General features: G+C 38.5%; 16 protein-coding genes. 6 read left to right on the top strand and 10 right to left on the bottom strand.

The genetic code is table 11. The annotated features are described in order from the left end of the window. From ACVWYG_RS03675 to ACVWYG_RS03695, 5 genes are all read left to right on the top strand, one after another. On the top strand, positions 1-1008 hold the full coding sequence (locus ACVWYG_RS03675) for a chemotaxis protein CheB (protein WP_457268777.1): 1008 nt from the start codon (positions 1-3) through the stop codon (positions 1006-1008). Positions 1009-1010: 2 nt separating this feature from the next. Then, positions 1011-1673 carry a response regulator gene (locus ACVWYG_RS03680; RefSeq protein ID WP_457268778.1) on the top strand — a complete coding sequence of 221 codons (663 nt, stop codon included), beginning with the start codon at positions 1011-1013 and terminating at the stop codon, positions 1671-1673. Positions 1674-1706: 33 nt separating this feature from the next. Next, a complete protein-coding gene (locus tag ACVWYG_RS03685; protein WP_457268779.1) occupies positions 1707-1955 on the top strand; it encodes a hypothetical protein in 249 nt (82 codons plus the stop codon). Between the two features lie 431 nt (positions 1956-2386). Beyond that, on the top strand, positions 2387-3550 hold the full coding sequence (locus ACVWYG_RS03690) for a glycosyltransferase (RefSeq protein WP_457268780.1): 1164 nt from the start codon (positions 2387-2389) through the stop codon (positions 3548-3550). A gap of 2 nt (positions 3551-3552) precedes the next feature. Next, positions 3553-4368 carry a glycosyltransferase family 2 protein gene (locus ACVWYG_RS03695; protein WP_457268781.1) on the top strand — a complete coding sequence of 272 codons (816 nt, stop codon included), beginning with the start codon at positions 3553-3555 and terminating at the stop codon, positions 4366-4368. 3 nt (positions 4369-4371) lie between these two features. On the opposite strand, the gene ACVWYG_RS03700 is transcribed toward ACVWYG_RS03695, so the two are convergent. From ACVWYG_RS03700 to ACVWYG_RS03730, 7 genes are all read right to left on the bottom strand, one after another. Then, positions 4372-5442, bottom strand: a complete 1071-nt coding sequence (locus ACVWYG_RS03700) for a glycosyltransferase (protein WP_457268782.1) — start codon at positions 5440-5442, stop codon at positions 4372-4374. Between the two features lie 3 nt (positions 5443-5445). Next, a complete protein-coding gene (locus tag ACVWYG_RS03705; protein ID WP_457268783.1) occupies positions 5446-6027 on the bottom strand; it encodes a class I SAM-dependent DNA methyltransferase in 582 nt (193 codons plus the stop codon). Further along, positions 6024-6773 (bottom strand): PIG-L deacetylase family protein, encoded by a 750-nt coding sequence (locus ACVWYG_RS03710; protein WP_457268784.1) that lies wholly within the window; start codon positions 6771-6773, stop codon positions 6024-6026. Before ACVWYG_RS03710 ends, ACVWYG_RS03705 begins: the two co-directional genes overlap by 4 nt. Beyond that, positions 6751-7890, bottom strand: coding sequence for an acyl-CoA dehydrogenase family protein (locus tag ACVWYG_RS03715; RefSeq protein WP_457268785.1), 1140 nt, complete (start codon positions 7888-7890; stop codon positions 6751-6753). The genes ACVWYG_RS03710 and ACVWYG_RS03715 overlap by 23 nt, the downstream gene beginning before the upstream one ends. Positions 7891-7927: 37 nt before the next feature. After that, complete coding sequence (locus ACVWYG_RS03720; protein ID WP_457268786.1) at positions 7928-8992, bottom strand: glycosyltransferase family 4 protein; 1065 nt, start codon at positions 8990-8992, stop codon at positions 7928-7930. Positions 8993-9087: 95 nt separating this feature from the next. Beyond that, entirely contained in the window at positions 9088-9546 is a 459-nt protein-coding gene (locus ACVWYG_RS03725) for an ankyrin repeat domain-containing protein (RefSeq protein WP_457268787.1), read from the bottom strand. A 47-nt stretch (positions 9547-9593) separates the two neighbouring features. After that, a complete protein-coding gene (locus tag ACVWYG_RS03730; protein WP_457268788.1) occupies positions 9594-11771 on the bottom strand; it encodes a catalase in 2178 nt (725 codons plus the stop codon). Between the two features lie 459 nt (positions 11772-12230). Between ACVWYG_RS03730 and ACVWYG_RS03735 the strand changes: the two genes are divergently transcribed. Continuing rightward, positions 12231-13313, top strand: a complete 1083-nt coding sequence (locus tag ACVWYG_RS03735) for a sensor histidine kinase (protein WP_457268789.1) — start codon at positions 12231-12233, stop codon at positions 13311-13313. Positions 13314-13525: 212 nt separating this feature from the next. Here ACVWYG_RS03735 and ACVWYG_RS03740 read toward each other — a convergent pair whose 3' ends face one another. Genes ACVWYG_RS03740 through ACVWYG_RS03750 form a run of 3 tightly spaced genes read right to left on the bottom strand, consistent with a single transcriptional unit; the run spans position 13526 to position 17058 of the window. Then, on the bottom strand, positions 13526-14803 hold the full coding sequence (locus ACVWYG_RS03740; protein ID WP_457268790.1) for an amine oxidase: 1278 nt from the start codon (positions 14801-14803) through the stop codon (positions 13526-13528). After that, positions 14784-15923, bottom strand: coding sequence for a UDP-galactopyranose mutase (gene glf / locus ACVWYG_RS03745; RefSeq protein WP_457268791.1), 1140 nt, complete (start codon positions 15921-15923; stop codon positions 14784-14786). Before glf ends, ACVWYG_RS03740 begins: the two co-directional genes overlap by 20 nt. Then, positions 15916-17058, bottom strand: coding sequence for a glycosyltransferase family 1 protein (locus ACVWYG_RS03750; RefSeq protein ID WP_457268792.1), 1143 nt, complete (start codon positions 17056-17058; stop codon positions 15916-15918). Before ACVWYG_RS03750 ends, glf begins: the two co-directional genes overlap by 8 nt. Positions 17059-17108 lie beyond the last annotated feature (50 nt).

Here is a 17108-nt window from a genome sequence, read left to right on the forward strand (position 1 = left end):
ATGAAAGGTCGAGAAGCTACAAACATCATCACCATTGGAGCCTCCGCCGGAGGGTTAGCCGCTGTATCAAATTTACTTTCTTCCTTATCAGAAGATATTGAGGCAGCAATATTTATTGTGATCCACTTAAGCAAAAATGCCGTTACTGAAAATGTGCTAAATCTACTCAATCGAAGTTCGAAACTCACTGTAGAAATTCCAGAAAATGGCACAAAAATAGAAACAGGAAAAGTATACCTTGCACCTGCAGACAAACATATGATGTTGGATTCGGGGCTGATTAGAGTAACAAAGGGACCAAAAGAAAACCACTGGAGGCCGTCAATAGATGTGCTTTTTAGAACTGCGGCGGCAAATTATGGCTCGTGCGTAACCGGACTTATTTTAACTGGTTTGCTTGATGATGGAACATCAGGTATGATAGCGATAAAAAAATCAGGAGGAGTATGCATCGTACAAGAACCAAAAGAGGCAGAATTTCCCGACATGCCTCAAAGTGTAATTAACAATATTGAAGTAGATTACAGAGTACCAATTGTAGATATGGGTTATATTTTATTAGATCTTTACACCAGAACTAGATGTAAGGTTTCCGAAATACCCCAACAGATCCAATTAGAGTCTGACATCACGCTTAGTATGGGCAGCCGCTATGATGAAACGAGTGAACTTGGTGCCCCGACCGCACTTACGTGTCCTGATTGCGGAGGCATTATGACAAAAATAGAGGAACACGGAATTTATAGGTATAGGTGTTTTACCGGGCATACCTTTTCTGAGCATTTTTTAGAAAATGAATATGCCAATAAAGTGGAAGAAACACTTTGGGTTGCACTGAGGATGATGGAAGAACGAAGAAATTTTTTACTTAGTCTGGAAAACACATCTCACACCAGTATTGCTTTAGCCGCTGATAGAAAAGAAAGGATGCAGGAGATAACCATTCACGTAGATCGCTTAAAAGAGGTCTTAAAAAACATTGAAAACTCAAAAAAACTAAACCACTAAATATGCTAAAGATACTACTTGCTGAAGACCATGTTATTGTAAGAGATGGCATAAAAGCATTGCTACAATCTCAATTTGGAGTTCAGGTAATTGGAGACGCCGCAAACGGAAAGGAACTGATCGATATGATTGGCAACGGACTAATACCCGATATGGTTTTGACCGATTTGAATATGCCAGAGATGGACGGTATTAGTTTAATAAAGGAACTCAAATTAAGATGGCCCGATATAAAAATCATGGTCCTTTCTATGTTAGACAATGAAAAATATGTTGCACAGGCTTTTTCTGAAGGTTGTTTAGGTTATCTTTTAAAAAACGTAGGGCCAGAAGAAATGATGTTTGCGATTAAGACAGTAGAATCAGGAACGAAATACCTCTGCAATGAACTTTCAGAGAAGCTGATCGAAAAGCTTATTGAAGATTTAAACTTTTTGTCAGATCAAACATATAAACATGTGGAGTTGACCTCTCGAGAGATTGAAGTTTTATATTTAATAGCAGAAGGCTATACGAACAATGAGATGGCAGATAAACTGTTTTTAAGCAAACGAACCATTGAAGGCCATAGGCAGACATTAATTGACAAAACAGGCTCAAAAAACACTGCCTCGTTAATTAATTTTGCGGTGATGAATGGTTTTTTAAAACAACCAATCTCTTAAAATATCGAATTAACTATTCTATATGCTAAACCAATGAAAACTAAAATAAGTATCGGTTATCGGTTTATGAATTGGGGAAAAATGGAAAGTATTTTCTGTGAAGCGGATTTCTACGACCAAAAAGTTTTTACATTGATTAAAAATGGATTAAACGTCGGAATAATTACGAAGTCTGGAAATACGTGGACGTGTTCTCCCAATAGTATTTTTCTCCCCTCGGATATCGTCAAAATTGGAAACTATATCGATGAGTATCTCACGAAAATGAAAGAATCGACGTAACAACATATTTTACGGGGTGTTTATTATTTATCCGTATCTATTTTAGGCCGCTCTCCTTATAAAGTTATGGAAATATAAATCGTATATTACCAGTCATAATTCCAAACTCAAACTTCCAATTAAGACATCATTAATTTTCAAACTGTCAATAAATTTTAATTAACCCCAATTCTAAAACCGACTTAGATCATGGACTTAATCTAAGTTTTTGGATTAGCTTTAACTTTTTTCTAAATCGGTGCGATCCACATCAAAATAATTAACCTGCATATTACTGTCTGCTAACCCACATTGGCCATAAACGTATTAATACCACTGCTTAGGTTTATTATACCATCAAAAGACGGCTTTAACTAGTAAAAACACGGAATTTAGAATATGTCTAAACCTAGTGCTTGGATTGGGGTTTTTAACTTCATCCAAGTATTTATATGTCCAAAAAACTGTTTCTCAAGAGCCAAAATTCAGGAATTCAATTATCGGCCATTCTTCCTGTAAAGGACGAAGCTGATGGTTTAATTGCTACACTAGACGCTTTAAACAATCAACTGGATTTAGACGGAAAGCCTTTAGATAAAGGGCTTTATGAGGTGCTCCTACTTGCAAACAATTGCACTGATAGATCATTTGAAATTGCTTTAGACTATCAAAAAAACCATCCTATGCTCCACCTAAACGTGGCAGAAATATGGCTTCCGAGAAAGGATGCACACATCGGAACGGTGAGACGGATGTTAATGGATGAAGCCTATGAGCGTTTTTTGTCTAATCATAATACACAAGGAATTATCGCTTCTACCGACGGTGATAGCGAAGTTGATCAGCACTGGATGTTTCACATTCTAGAAGCCATTAAAAAAGGCAATGAGGTGGTGGGCGGAAGAATTCTACCCAAAAATACGCCCATACAAAGCAAGCGCTATCATCTACAGAATGTGACTTACAGACACTATGTAAGTCGGTTAGATGCCCTATTGAATCCATCTGAGAATGACCCATGGCCAAGACATTTCCAGTGTTTCGGTCCAAGTTTGGCAGTAACCTGCAGCACATACGAACGTGCTGGAAGACTTCCAGCAATCCCTTTTTTAGAAGATGAAGAGTTTAGAAAAGCATTAATTAGAATTGATGCAAAAATGAGAATGTGCCCAAACGTAAAGGTTCATACCTCTTCGCGCCTAGAAGGAAAAGTAGACTTTGGTTTCTCAGTTCAGCTGCAGCGATGGGGAGAAATGACCAAAAGAGGCGAAAAAATTTATGTAGACACGTTAGAATCACTTACTGAAATCTTTAAAGGTAAATATGAATTGAGAACCTGCTGGTCTGCGCTAGAATCTTCACATAAGTTGAAAAGTTTCACTGCGATTGGCATTAGGCTCAAAGTCGAACTAAACTGGTTGATCGAGGAAGCCCCAAAACACCACTACTTTGGCACGCTATGGGAGCAGGTAGAGAAGCAAATGAGCGATGGTGGAAAATGGGATGATGCTTATCCGCTTGCGCCCATAACAGACGTTATAGCGGATATGCGGCAGTTTTTTTACAGAAATAAACAGCCGACAAATCTGTTTAGAACTTTAAAAGATATCGCATAAAGATGATTGGACTTTCGGTAATTACACTAGTTAAAGGACGACAAGAGGCGCTGTTGAATTTGCTAGAAGGATTGACACGGGGTTTGACAATGCCAGATGAGCTTGTTATAGTATTTATGAACGACGATGTCTGTGCTTTACCAACTACGCCGTTCAAAATTGTAACTCAAGAACTAGCCGATTTAGAAAATATACCTTTAGCAAAAGCAAGAAATACAGGCGCAAGATTGGCTTCTTTTGAAAAGTTAGTTTTTTTAGATGTGGATTGCATCCCTGACCAAGAACTTATAAAAAATTATGTCGCCTTAATTGATAACGTACATCTTTGGGCGGGCGCAATTCGTTACCTTGAAAACGGGGCAACAAAAAGCGCACAGTTTTTAGATTTTTTGATACCCCTTAGTGTTCCTGATCCGGTTAGAGCAAACATCCAAAAGCTGCCATATGAGCTTTTCTGGTCGCTGAATTTTGGATGTAGCAAACAAATATTTAACCATATTGGTGGTTTTGATGAAGGATATAAAGGCTACGGTGCAGAAGACACAGATTTTGCGTTTAGAGCAAGAGAAAAAAAAGTGCCTTTAAAGACTACCAACATTATTGCGTATCACCAATATCACGAGAGTTATGATCCCCCCATAAATCACCTAAAAGACATTGTTAGCAATGCGAATAGATTTTATAGCATATGGCACAAATGGCCTATGCACGGATGGCTACAAAGTTTTAAAAACATGAACTTGATAGCCTGGAAGGAACAAGTGGTTATTCTAAGAGCGCCCAGTGCGCATGAAATGGAACAGGCAAAAATTAGTTAACTTTTAATTCAACTTGAATAAAGTTGTAGCTAATTTTTGAATTCTATCACAAATGTTTTTAACAGCACGTGGATTAATCATACCCTTCCAATTCGCTTTTTTGGCAGCTAATTTTCTAATGGTTGCATCCCAATTAGTAGTGTATAATTTTGCCGGTAGAACAATGACAATTCCGAAGGCATCTCTAATTTTGTCGGCCTTATCAATCTGCTCAAAAAAAGGGCGTTCTTCGGGTACACAGATAAAACGCTTGCGCATTGTTGCCATTTCCATAACGGTATTGTGCCCTGCATTCCCTATTACTATTTTGCAAGAGGTAAGCGCTGCCTCCGGATTTTCAACAAAGCCAGTAAACACCAGGTTTTTAGGCATTGCAATCCTTCCAGTTTCTTGATTTCCCATTTCGCCTATTGCTTTAAAATTAAAGGAAGGTAAACTTTCTGCCAGATGAATTACAAATCTAATGTTCAGAGAAGTTCCTCCTGTTCCGATCAAAATCCCGATGTAATCGCTTCGTTCTTTATTGAATACCGATACACTATCATATTTCGAAAAACCGCCAGAATAAAAAGTCTTTTGATGCACCCAAAGAGGAGTTTGCGGCCTAATCTTCTCTGGAAACGGCGCAATAATTTCTGTCGCACTATCGTACGACAGCAGATGCGCGAGATCGTTTCGCTCACCGTGTTGTTGAATAAGTATTGTTGGTATCCCGCAAAGGCGAGCCAACGCCACCAATTCTGGACAAGTGTCAACCACTAAAATTAGCGGATATTGCTCAACGAAAAATCCCGTTATAAGGTGATTACGTGTTCTTATGCCTTTTACATTTATAGGAGCGTAATGAAAATTCTCGCAGCTTTCTGAGGATTCGTCAATGCCTTCATTGTCAATTGAAATGTCTATCGGAAGATGAACACAAGAGATATGGTCTGGAATTATACTCTGATAAGGTTTGAGATTACTGCCTAAAAAGAAAATTTTATCGGCAGATAATTGTTTTGAAATGGCTAGCGCAGTCATCAAATGACCGCTACCGTGGTGATGGATGTAAAAGCCAACTTTACAGCGCATCACTCATCTTTTAGTAAATACTTCTAAACGGTAATCCTGCGTTTTAAACTGATGAATCAACTTAAAATCTTCATCTTTCAAAAACAATTCGTTTACCTCATCTCCAGAAAGTGGATAATCAGCGACTTCGTGTGTCCAATGTACTAAAACAAGTTCTCCGTTTTCATCCAGGCGACGCTTTATTTCCTCTTTTGCTATTTTAAGATCATCCATGCAAAGATAATATCCAACCTCACTCATAACAATCAAATCAAAAGGGCCAACAGGAATCTCTGTTGGAATTGAACCCAAATGCAGTTGTACGTTTGATAGATCTTTTAACCGATCTTTTGCACTTTTTAAAGCATCCTTGCTAATGTCTATCGAAATCAAACTTACACATCGCTCTGCTAAACGCTGCGTAAGCACACCAATCGAACAGCCAATTTCTAAGGCGGTTTTGTATTTTTCCTTTGATAAACTTTCTATTGTTTTCGAATATTTTTCCCGCTCATATTCGCTTTTCTCAAAATTCCATGGATCGCTATTTTCTTCATAAACTTTATCGAAGTAACTGGAACCTAGGCTATTACTATTCTTCTTCATCGTCTGTCAAAAAAGTATTCAAATGGGCTAAGAAAATGGGCTATTACTTCAGGGAGCAGCATAAAACCTGTTAAATCATCAGCTATCAATCTCGTCGTTTGTGAAATATGACACTCAATGGCTTGCTTTTTTTTAACTAAGAAATGTTCAATCGATATCTTTTTAAGTTGTTCAGGACCTAATTTAGGGATGTCATCAGCGCCAGCTAATTCATACAACCATATTGGATATTCCCAAACCTTGATAACTGAATCATTGCCTAAAGCCTCATTTAGAAGTTGCCAAGTTGCCCGGTGGTCGCAATGCGGATCGAGTTCATATGGCACTAGAATTAATGTGGGTGCAGTTTCGACGATGAGCTGAATTAATCGTTTTTTAAGCCCATTAAATCCCTCGTGGCCTTTAGTAGGAAGCGAAGAATCTACTCCATCTAGAAAATGCAACGCTTTAGAACTTACTCCCAGAATTTTTAATGCATTTCTAACTTCTTCCTTGCGAATTTCAGTGATTTTTTTTGCCGGAAATGCTTTAGAATTTGGATGGGATTGACTTCCATCCGTTGTGACGACAACATTAACTTTAATGTTTTTTGATCTAAATAAAGCTATTAATCCCCCACAACCTAAGGATTCGTCATCTGGGTGTGGAGCCAGTACCAAGCATGAGTCAAAATAATCGAGATCATACTCGAAGATTTCTTCTGCATCTTTGAAAAAGCTTTTTTTATCTAGCAGGTTTATTTTCATAATGCTCTTCGAAAAAATAATGCGCAATGGCTAGCTTTGTTGCATCAGGTGCAGGCTGGCGTAGGTAAAAAGTAAGGTCTCTATTTAGCCGCTCAAACGGAAAAGGATGCATTAGACCTCTCGCACCCACGCAATCGTTGCTTTCTTTCATCACAGAAATTCCAATTTGCTCAATTGCAGTTCTAGTCATGTTGGCGAAAGCAATTAAATCGCCGCTCCTACCTGCTTCTTCAACCCATTTGTCGAAATTTTTCCCAGCTTGATTGATCCACAAATTGCCAGATGTTATATTCGTCATAATATTGGCAACCCGAGTATTCTGAAGTGGATCTGTTGTCCTATTCATTTGACTTAGGTAACTTATTGTGGCCTCGGCAATTGCTTCGGCACCTCCAAGTTGCACGGCTGCAAATCGTATTGCACCACCGTTAAAATAAGGTTGCTTCAAATAGTTCCCGGGTTCGCCTAGCAGTTCGGCTTCCTGAATTTTATAACCAGAAAAATCTACAATATAACTTCCCGAAGCTTTCATCCCTAGCGTCTTCCATGTCGACTTATCGATTCTCTCCGCTCCTATTTTGGACATATCCACAATCATCATCTGCCAGCCTTTTCGCAGTTCGGTGTCGATGTTTCCTGTTACTAAAGCGTAAGAAACAATCGCCGCACCTGAGCTAAAGGTCTTTTCTCCTTTGACCTCTAATATGTTATTTTTGACTCCAAACACGACACCATTATTTGCTTGAGTGTTCCAAACAGAAAATAAGGCATTGTGATTAATCACTTCGCTATACCAAAATTTTTTTTGCTCATACGTACCAAACAAATGAATAAAATGTAGTGCGTTGATATGCCCTTCATAAATTCGTCCGATAGAAAGATTGGCTTTTCCAATCTCCTTTAGCAGTTGGAGAAGACCTTTAGTTCTTGGTAAATTAAAATCTAAATCTTCTCCAGGCAACGTAATCTTTAAGAGGCCAGCTTCCGCTAAGAGGTCAAACTCTTTTTTGGGCGGTAGGTCTGGTAAATCACTTTCGGCAGCACTGGCTGCTATTTCTACTAAACAATATTTAACAGCTGCTTGCCGATCTAAAATAATTTTGGAGTTTTCTGCCATGTCGTTTTAATCGAATAATCTGCATGATGATGAATTTCTATCTTTTGTACCGACTTAAACAATTTTCATATTGATCGACCGTCTTTTCAATATCGAAGTGTTTTTCGGAGTAAATACGCACCGCTTTTCTATCTAATTTACTTGCTTCCACTAGTGCTATTGCTAAATTCGCTGTCTCGCCAAAATTGACTAACCGCCCGACTTCTCTAGTCACAATTTCTGGCAGTGCACCGATGCTGAAGCCAGCAATGGGCGTTCCGCATGCCATTGCTTCTGCAACTACTAAACCAAAAGGCTCCTCCCACACGGGTGTTACCAAACAAACTTTTGCTGTACCAATTAATTTGTTCAACTCTTCTGAATTCAATAATCCAACAAATTCAACTCCGTCGTTCAGCAGTGGAGCTATTTTGGAAGCATAATATTTTTTATCTCCCACTGCGCCGGCTACTTTTAATTTAATCCCCGCCAGTTTAGCAGCTTCGATCGCATATTCCAACCCCTTGTCGGGATGAATCCTGCCGAACCACACGGCATAATCTTGTTGGCTTCCTTCATCGCAAAATGTCCAGGTTGATAAATCTATTCCATTATAAATAACCCCAATTTCACCTACAAATCTATCCCAAGAGCGCGCATTCTTTTCCGAGACCGTTATATAACTCACTACAGGAATTTTTCGCTCTGCCGAAATTGCGAGTTCTAATTCGTAAAATGGTGGCGTGTGCAACACAGAAACCATAGGTGTGGCAATGCAACTGGCCATTGTTAGGGGAATGTAATGCAAACTATTGTTAAACAAAACGTCTAATTCATAACCGTCAATCTCTAACATTAATTTAAGATACGCATGATGTTCTTCGATATATTCTGACGACATATCTCTGCTCTTTTGCCGAACACCAGTTTCAGAATAATAATTAACATCAGACAAAATAGCTACCAAATCTAATTTCTTATCGGATGAAGCGCTAGCAAAAAGCACAACCTCATGTCCCCTCTCAATCAACTTCTTAGTGATTAGAAAAGTAAAAGCTTCTAGTCCACCTTTAAAGGGAGGCTTTATAGGATGTTTTAAATGCGCTATAATTCCTATTTTCATTTTAGCCTTTACTGATGTTTTTCAATGCGCACTTCCCGTTGAACTTAAACAACATTATGGCATATATTTCTAATTCCAAAACTTACACTTAATTTTTAGGCCAAGAGATCAATTGCAGCAAGGTTTCCCTGCATACCGGCGTGGTCCACAGCCATAAGATTTTTACTATCCATCAACTTTTTATCTGCGCCAGCGTTTAACAAAAGCGCAACGAGGTCATTTCGCCCAAACATGCAAGCAAACATAAGTGCTGTACCTCCGTTTCCATGCCGAGCGTTTAAATCCGCGCCGTTTTTTATTAAAAGCGCTGCAATTTCAAAATATCCTTTAAAACACACACCCATCAAAGCCGTATTGCCTCCATTGTCTGCTGCGTCGACATCAGCCCCTAATGCCAATAAATTTTTAACCGCGTCGAAACGGTTGTTGTACGCTGCGATAATGAGCGGAGTATATCCCTTATCATCCTTACCATTTACGTTATGCCCACCTCTATTAAGTGCGGCAATCTTATCGAGATCACCTATTCTTGCTGCATCAATTAGTTCATTCATAAGTCAAAATAAGAAGAGGAATGCATTACATTCCTCTCTAAATGTGGTTAAGCAGGAATTTTATTTGATTTTTCTCTTTCGAAGAAACGGTGTTTTCCAACAGCCGCCACAAATGCTGTTGAAAAAGCATCTTCATGGCTATTGCCTATTAAAAGCCCCACATGTTTAAGTTTGTCGACATCATTTTGCAAATAATTAGTCACATAACTCATTTTAACTAGTTCTTCAGCACCATTATCCAACGCAACTGCTTTACAATGTAGAAAAGCTTCGTCTATAAAATGAATTGCCTTTGGTATAGCCCTTAATGCTTCGATACTTTTTTCCCCTGCCGGAATAAAAATTGCATCGACCAACACCGACGAAAACGTCAAAAATGTATGATCGACTTTTATTTCTTTTCCATCCGCATCTTTAATAAAGCCTGCGTGTGGTGCGATAATCTTTACAACGGCACCTGCGTCTTCTAGCGCAGATTTTATATTATTTACCGAAACTCCGTCAACGCCATCAGCAGCTAGGAACGCAATTTGCCTAGTGGCAATGTTGCCGAAAAGCGTATTGGCCATACTCAATGACGGTGATTCTTTAAGCTTAGAATCAACTTTAATCGGCACATAGTCTTCTGGATTGGCGTCTGCCCCCAATTGATGATTTATTGGTTCTTCCGGTTGAGTCACTTCTAATCCTAAACCGTCGGCAACTTTTTTAGCTAAATCTCCATCAATCTGCGTTAGTAAGCCTACTGTTCTCTTACGAATTTCAGGCATCTCAACTTTACCCAATTCAAAACAAAAAGCGTCAACAACATGACTTTGCTCGGCTTCTGACAAACTGTTATAAAATAAGGCCGGTTGACTGAAAAAGTCCATAAAGTTTTTGCTTCTTGCCCTAACTTTATTTGCATCAACACGTTCTTGATAAGTTGCAAAACCGCCTTCACTTTCTTTCGCTTGTTCTGGATATCCCAGGGCAATAGAATTTGGATGATAACTCGTGTTGCCTTTATTAATCTCCATTCTGGCAATGCCATCTCGTTGGTTGTTATGGACGGGTGCTAATGATCTATTAATCGGAATCTCATGAAAATTCGCCCCCCCCAATCGACTTAATTGCGTATCCGTATAAGAAAACAACCTGCCCTGCAGCAAAGGATCATTTGTAAAATCAATGCCGGGAACTAAATGGCCGGGATGAAAGGCAACCTGTTCTGTCTCCGCGAAAAAGTTAGTTGGATTCCGATTTAATGTCATTTTACCAATCTTTTTTACAGGAACAAGCTCTTCTGGAATAAGCTTGGTGGGATCTAATAAATCGAAATCGAACTTATGTTCGTCTTGTTCTGGGACAATCTGCACGCCTAATTCCCACTCCGGAAAAGCACCTGTATCGATTGCATCATGCAAATCTCTACGGTGAAAATCGGGATCCTGACCATTAATTTTAAGCGCTTCATCCCACACAACTGAATGGACCCCTAACAAAGGTTTCCAATGAAATTTAACAAAGTGCGCTTTTCCTTCCTTATTAATTAATCTAAAAGTGTGAATCCCAAAACCCTCCATCATCCTTAAACTTCTAGGAATGGCTCGATCACTCATCAACCACATAATGTTGTGCATTGTTTCTGGAGATAAAGAAATGAAATCCCAGAAGGTATTGTGTGCGGATGCCGCCTGTGGTATTTCTGTAGCCGGTTCTGGCTTTACTGCATGGATTAGATCAGGAAATTTGATGGTGTCTTGAATGAAAAAAACCGGCATGTTGTTACCCACCAAATCGTAGTTGCCTTCTTCAGTGTAGAACTTTACTGCAAAACCCCTAACATCTCTAGGTACATCTGCCGAACCACGAAAACCTGCAACGGTAGAAAATCGAGCAAACACTGGGGTTTCCCGTTCTGGCTCAATTAAAAAACCCGCCTTGGTGTAAGCTGAAAAATCGGCACTGTAGGCTTTAAAAACACCATGTGCGCCAGAACCTCTCGCATGAACAATCCGTTCCGGAATACGTTCGTGATCAAAATGAGTTATTTTTTCTCTTAAAATAAAATCTTCGAGAAGTGTAGGGCCACGATCGCCTGCTTTTAGCGAATTTGTATCGTCATTAACTTTCAATCCCTGATTGGTAGTCAGCTTTTGATTTTGACCGTCTTCCATGTTTGACGAAAGATCGTCTATCTTCCTGCTAGCTTGATTTTGCTTTCCTGAATCTTTATGTTTCATTAACTGTGAATTTAAGTTACAATTGATTTTAAAAAATAGTTTTCTCCGATTGAATATTTCCTAACAGCAGGAAACAAACTTGATCTTTGAACTAAAAATTGGTTTGCTAAGAACCCTTGTAAATAAAGTTAGTTTCCGTTTTTTTTTTAATAGTGGAATAAGCGGTATTTTCATCCCCCATTATAAGTGTTAATCTGAGCGGACTAACCTATATTTTTTAAATTAAGAAGACCTCTATTTATCCAGCAATTTGTTTTCATAAAAAATAAGTATAAATAGCTAGAAACGTGTTGTAGTCCGAATAAAGTAGGTTTTTTTTTAGCAATAACACTTCAGAATTGGGAATGCAGGAGTCTTAGTAATTACCTTAATTAGGTTTGAGTTAACATAGCAAGTATTAATACATTATCTTTACCTAATGGACTGAGGAAAAGCAAAAACCGTCCATTTTCTTTACTTATGAAAACAACTCCAGATCTACTCTTATCCTTTGCCGAACATGATCCAAATCTTTTCTTCTCCTTTAATGTCACCACAAGTCAGTTTGTATACACCAATCAATCGTTTAAAAAATTTTTTCAGTTAAAGTCTAAGACACATACACGCGAAGCTTTTTTCCTCATGGTTCATCCAGACGATCGAAGGGCATTGAAGAAAACCTGCGCGGCTTTATCAAGTAACATTTTCAAGGAAAATATCGAATTTCGAATGTTGGGCACGCAGGATCACCCTGAGCGAGTCTTTCGATTGGCATTATTGAAGGGCGAGCAAACAGAGGAAGAGCAGATTATTACCGGCCGAATGGAAGACATTTCCGCTTTCAGAGCGAACGAAAATATGTTGAAAGAAGTGATCGAAAGAAAGAATGCAATTTTAAATATTATGTCGCATGATTTGGCCGGATCTCTTAATTCTATCAAGACATTTACCTATGTTTTATCGAAAAAACTACCGGTAAAGGAAAACCAACAACTAAATACAATTTTAACGTCGATTGGAAAACTTAGCGAAAACTGTATTCAAATGATACAGGAATTTATTCAACTCGAATTTATTAAAAGCGCAAATGTAGATTTTCAAAAAGAACGGAAGGATTTAATCAGCACAATTGAAAATGTTATTGAAGAATATGTAACAGCACCTCAGGAATTAGCGATAGCATTTGAGTTTAAAAGCAGCCTACCAGAAATTTATGCAGATATAGATGAAAAGCAGTTTATGCAAGTTGTTAAAAACCTTATTTCTAATGCCATTAAATTCACTCCTGACGGTGGGAAAATCGGCATCGACATCACAGATAAAGAAGAAAGTATTTTGATTGCCCTTGCAGATAATGGCATTGGCATTCCGAAAAAACATCACGCTACGCTTTTCGAAAAATTCACGCCTGCTCGCCGGCCTGGATTACGAGGCGAACCGTCAGTAGGACTTGGAATGTCTATAATCGAAACAATTATAGATTGGCACAAAGGCAAAATTTGGTTTGAGAGTGAAGAAAATGTTGGAAGTACTTTTTACATTGAGCTAGCGAAATCTGTTTAAGTTTATTACAAAGTGAGCTTATTATAGACTTTCAACCGAATTCTATTCACATGCATTCATCCGTAAACATTTTCTATGGCTTTTAATGGAAGAAATAATTTCTAATGTTTAAAAATCGTAATTTCAAATTAGAAACTTTTCTTATTTTTAAACTAAATCATTGAGTTGCGCAAAAGTACAATATTAATACAAACAGCTCTAAAACGAGATCTTTAAAAAAACTTCCAATCAGAGATCGTCTGAAATAGTTTTCTGAATGGTGAAGAACGACTTGAGTTATCGAAACGATTGCCTTCGGTATCTATCAGCATAGCATTTTTTACAGCCTCTATCTCAGCTTTACAACTCATGATAGTAGCGGCGTAAAACTCATCTACTGGCCTTTCACTTTCGTCATTTAAGTCAGGCACTGCTCCCCAAAGTCCGGAATCGTGCCAAATTAGCGTATTGTCCCAGTCGGGTCTATCTACAATGGGATAAATGCAAATGCCCAATAATGGGATGCCGCTTTCGAGCGTTTTCGCGCACTCGTGTGTGATGAAACTTATCCATTTTGATCGATCCTCGCCTGGATGACTTGTTTCTGATAAAAGAACGGGTCGATTGTAGCGATGATACGCTTCGGAAATAAGTTCCGAAAGTGGGCGCCATCTAGAATCTTCAAACTCATTTGCCCAAGGTATTATTTCATAATCGCAACATGTATACTGGTTGGTGTAGTAATAATTAAGACCTAAAAGGTCCAAATATTCTTCTTTTCCCCCAAGTTCGGGACAAATTCTACCGCATAAAATATCGTTCGACTGATACTGAAGTTGATGATCACTAGCGGCCTTGTACATCATTTCTTCTTCCGCAAAGTGGGGTGCTACAATGTTTACCAAAGGTTCTGTACTGAGGATTAATACATCTGGATATATTTCTTTCATCAACTTTACGCCCGCAATATAGGCGCCCATCAATTCGTATTTTACATCCCAACCCTTTCCTCTACAAAAAGGCGAAGTGGCTGCAACTTCACCTCCTAACCAAGAAATGAAACTCACTTCATTTATCGGCGTGATAATTAACCTATGCCTACTGCGCCCCCTAGCCAAATAGAACTCCACTAAAGCTTGGCAAAGCCTCACAAATCTATTTTTGAAATGCGGATGAAGTGGCGTCAAATCAGATGGATAGCCGAAATGACAAATGTCCCAAACTTGCTGAATGTCGTAAAGATCAGCAGCGTCCATCATTTTGGAAATCAAGCGGAAATCATATTCGTAAGGAATTTTTTCGACTAATGACCAACAAATTCCCTCTCTAACGGTCTTTATCTCAAACTGCTGCAATAATCGATAATCGTCATCAATGAACTGGGCGTGTTTGGTTATTTCCAAAAAATCTACACGATTTCCGTGCACATTTAAATGATCCGCACACTCGTAACCACCCATCCAAAAAGATTGAAAAGGGCTATCTTGATTGTTAAACCGCCCTAAGTCCATTAACCATCATTGCAGGTTCTAAAATATGTTCTTTCGCATTAATCTTTTTAAATGTGCTTAACGATTGAGCGACAACCTGATCCATATTATAATACTTATAACTTGCGAGGCGACCTACAAAATAGGTGTTCTTAGTTTCTAGAGACAATTGCCTATATTTCTCATAAAGCGCGGTGTTAGAAGGCATAGGTATTGGATAATATGGATCTCCTTCTGCCTGTGGAAATTCGAAAACAATCGAAGTTTTTGCATGCTGTTGCCCTGTTAAATACTTAAACTCGGTTATCCTAGTAAATGCATAATCATTCGGATAATTTATCGTTCCTGTTTTTTGGTAAGTTTCCTTATCATGGGTCTCAAATTTAAATTCCAATGACCTGTACGGAAGTTTTCCGAATTTATAATCGAAAAACTCGTCAATGGGACCTGTAAAAATCAACTTTTTGAAGTCTAATTCATCGATAACTTCCTTATAATCTGTGTTTAACATTACTTTAATATTTGGATGATTGAGCATCCGTTCAAACATTTTGGTATAACCGTGCAATGGCATGGCCTGGAAGGTATCTGTAAAATATCGATCATCTTTATTGGTTCTCGTTGGAACACGTGCTGCAACAGACGCATTTAGTGCTGATGGATCTAAATCCCATTGTTTGCGTGTATAACCCTGAAAAAACTTTTCATACAGCTCTCTACCTATTTTGCTTACAACAACATCTTCGGATGTCTTAATTTCTTTAACTTTTTCAGCCTTTGAAGCGAAAAAATCCTCTAATTGAGCACTATTCAAATTAAGACCATACATTTCATTTACAGTGTTGAGATTAACAGGCAGTTGAAAATACTGGCCATCTACACTCGCTAATACGCGGTGTTGGTAGTTTCTCCAGGCAGTAAACTGAGAGAGATAATCAAAAACGTCTGCACTATTTGTATGAAAAATATGCGGACCATATTTGTGAACCAATATCCCCGCCTCGTCGTAATGGTCGTAAGCGTTCCCGCCGATATGATTTCGTTTATCAATAATAAGCACTTTCTTTCCCGCCTGGCTGGCAAGTCTTTCTGCCAACACACTTCCGGCGAAGCCGGCTCCAACAATTAAAAAATCAAACATCGCTTAACTGATTATAGATAACACTCTTTTCTAATTGTTCGTTCATGTAACTTAACATTTCATTTTTGGTATTGTCCCAAGACATATTTTTTAAAAAATCATCTACCCGATTTAACCATTTGTCTTTATCCCCTCTGTTCAGTTCCGTTTCTGCAGCAGAAATAAACTCCCCTGCTGTATTACAGATATGAACCAGGTGCGCGACACCATAAGGTTTTATCACATCTGTTATGGCGGTAGACAACACGGGAATACCAGCTGCTAAATACTCTGGTGTTTTTGTTGGACTTATGTATTTAGTAGATTCGTTTAATAAAAAAGGTATTAGAGCGATGTCCCATCCCGAAAGGTAAGCGGGTAATTCTTGATAAGTGCGTTGACCGAGGTAATGGATGTTGCTCAGTTTCGGTAAAGAATTTGGGTCAATTTTAACTATAGGCCCTATCAATATAAACTGCCATTCCGGTCTGAGCTCTGCCATCAATTTGACAAGTTCGATGTCAAACCGCTCATCAATCACACCAAAAAAACCGACTTTAATTCCCTTGATAGCTGCTTGATCTTCGGGTGATTCAGTTAACGATCTTGCTCTATTAAAATGATTCTTGTCTATACTGCTCGGAAAAGGGTAAATGGCAGAATGGTATTTTTTCTTTTCCTCATACAAGGTATTGCCCCCTGTAAAGACAAGATCTGCTCGATCCATAAGTTTCTTTTCGTTTGATTTTAGGGAAGCTGGTGCAAATTTAAATGCGGAAAGTTCATCCATACAATCATAAACGATAAGTGCGGGAGAAAATGAATCCGTAAACTCCAAAGCCATCGGCGTATAATACCAAAACACAAATTCCTCGCCATTATCGACTTTAATGATGTTTTTAAGCATAGACTTTAACTGATCTGCATGCTGTTTAGTGGACAGGTTTGGATTTAGATGCGGCACCATTACATATAAAGTGCTACTTATTTCTGTAAAACTGTGGAAGGGATAATCTCCTGCATCAAAAATCGGTTCCTCAATATAAAAAGTATTAAAGTGTTCCGATAACCTAGTAATCAGGTGTTGTGGTCTTTGGTAAACAAAATTCCATCGAAGGTGAGAAAAGCAAACTAGATTATTTGACGCTTTCGGCATAGTGTTGTTTAGTGTAAAAATTTAATTGAGCTAAAAACATCGGTCTATTT

This window comes from Pedobacter sp. UYEF25 (assembly GCF_054061655.1).

Bases quoted from the DNA above. Each gene is read 5' to 3' on its own strand.
- ACVWYG_RS03675 (WP_457268777.1), top strand. From the start codon at position 1: ATGAAAGGTCGAGAAGCTACAAACATCATCACCATTGGAGCCTCCGCC.
- ACVWYG_RS03680 (WP_457268778.1), top strand. From the start codon at position 1,011: ATGCTAAAGATACTACTTGCTGAAGACCATGTTATTGTAAGAGATGGC.
- ACVWYG_RS03685 (WP_457268779.1), top strand. From the start codon at position 1,707: ATGAAAACTAAAATAAGTATCGGTTATCGGTTTATGAATTGGGGAAAA.
- ACVWYG_RS03690 (WP_457268780.1), top strand. From the start codon at position 2,387: ATGTCCAAAAAACTGTTTCTCAAGAGCCAAAATTCAGGAATTCAATTA.
- ACVWYG_RS03695 (WP_457268781.1), top strand. From the start codon at position 3,553: ATGATTGGACTTTCGGTAATTACACTAGTTAAAGGACGACAAGAGGCG.
- ACVWYG_RS03700 (WP_457268782.1), bottom strand. From the start codon at position 5,442: ATGCGCTGTAAAGTTGGCTTTTACATCCATCACCACGGTAGCGGTCAT.
- ACVWYG_RS03705 (WP_457268783.1), bottom strand. From the start codon at position 6,027: ATGAAGAAGAATAGTAATAGCCTAGGTTCCAGTTACTTCGATAAAGTT.
- ACVWYG_RS03710 (WP_457268784.1), bottom strand. From the start codon at position 6,773: ATGAAAATAAACCTGCTAGATAAAAAAAGCTTTTTCAAAGATGCAGAA.
- ACVWYG_RS03715 (WP_457268785.1), bottom strand. From the start codon at position 7,890: ATGGCAGAAAACTCCAAAATTATTTTAGATCGGCAAGCAGCTGTTAAA.
- ACVWYG_RS03720 (WP_457268786.1), bottom strand. From the start codon at position 8,992: ATGAAAATAGGAATTATAGCGCATTTAAAACATCCTATAAAGCCTCCC.
- ACVWYG_RS03725 (WP_457268787.1), bottom strand. From the start codon at position 9,546: ATGAATGAACTAATTGATGCAGCAAGAATAGGTGATCTCGATAAGATT.
- ACVWYG_RS03730 (WP_457268788.1), bottom strand. From the start codon at position 11,771: ATGAAACATAAAGATTCAGGAAAGCAAAATCAAGCTAGCAGGAAGATA.
- ACVWYG_RS03735 (WP_457268789.1), top strand. From the start codon at position 12,231: ATGAAAACAACTCCAGATCTACTCTTATCCTTTGCCGAACATGATCCA.
- ACVWYG_RS03740 (WP_457268790.1), bottom strand. From the start codon at position 14,803: ATGGACTTAGGGCGGTTTAACAATCAAGATAGCCCTTTTCAATCTTTT.
- glf (WP_457268791.1), bottom strand. From the start codon at position 15,923: ATGTTTGATTTTTTAATTGTTGGAGCCGGCTTCGCCGGAAGTGTGTTG.
- ACVWYG_RS03750 (WP_457268792.1), bottom strand. From the start codon at position 17,058: ATGCCGAAAGCGTCAAATAATCTAGTTTGCTTTTCTCACCTTCGATGG.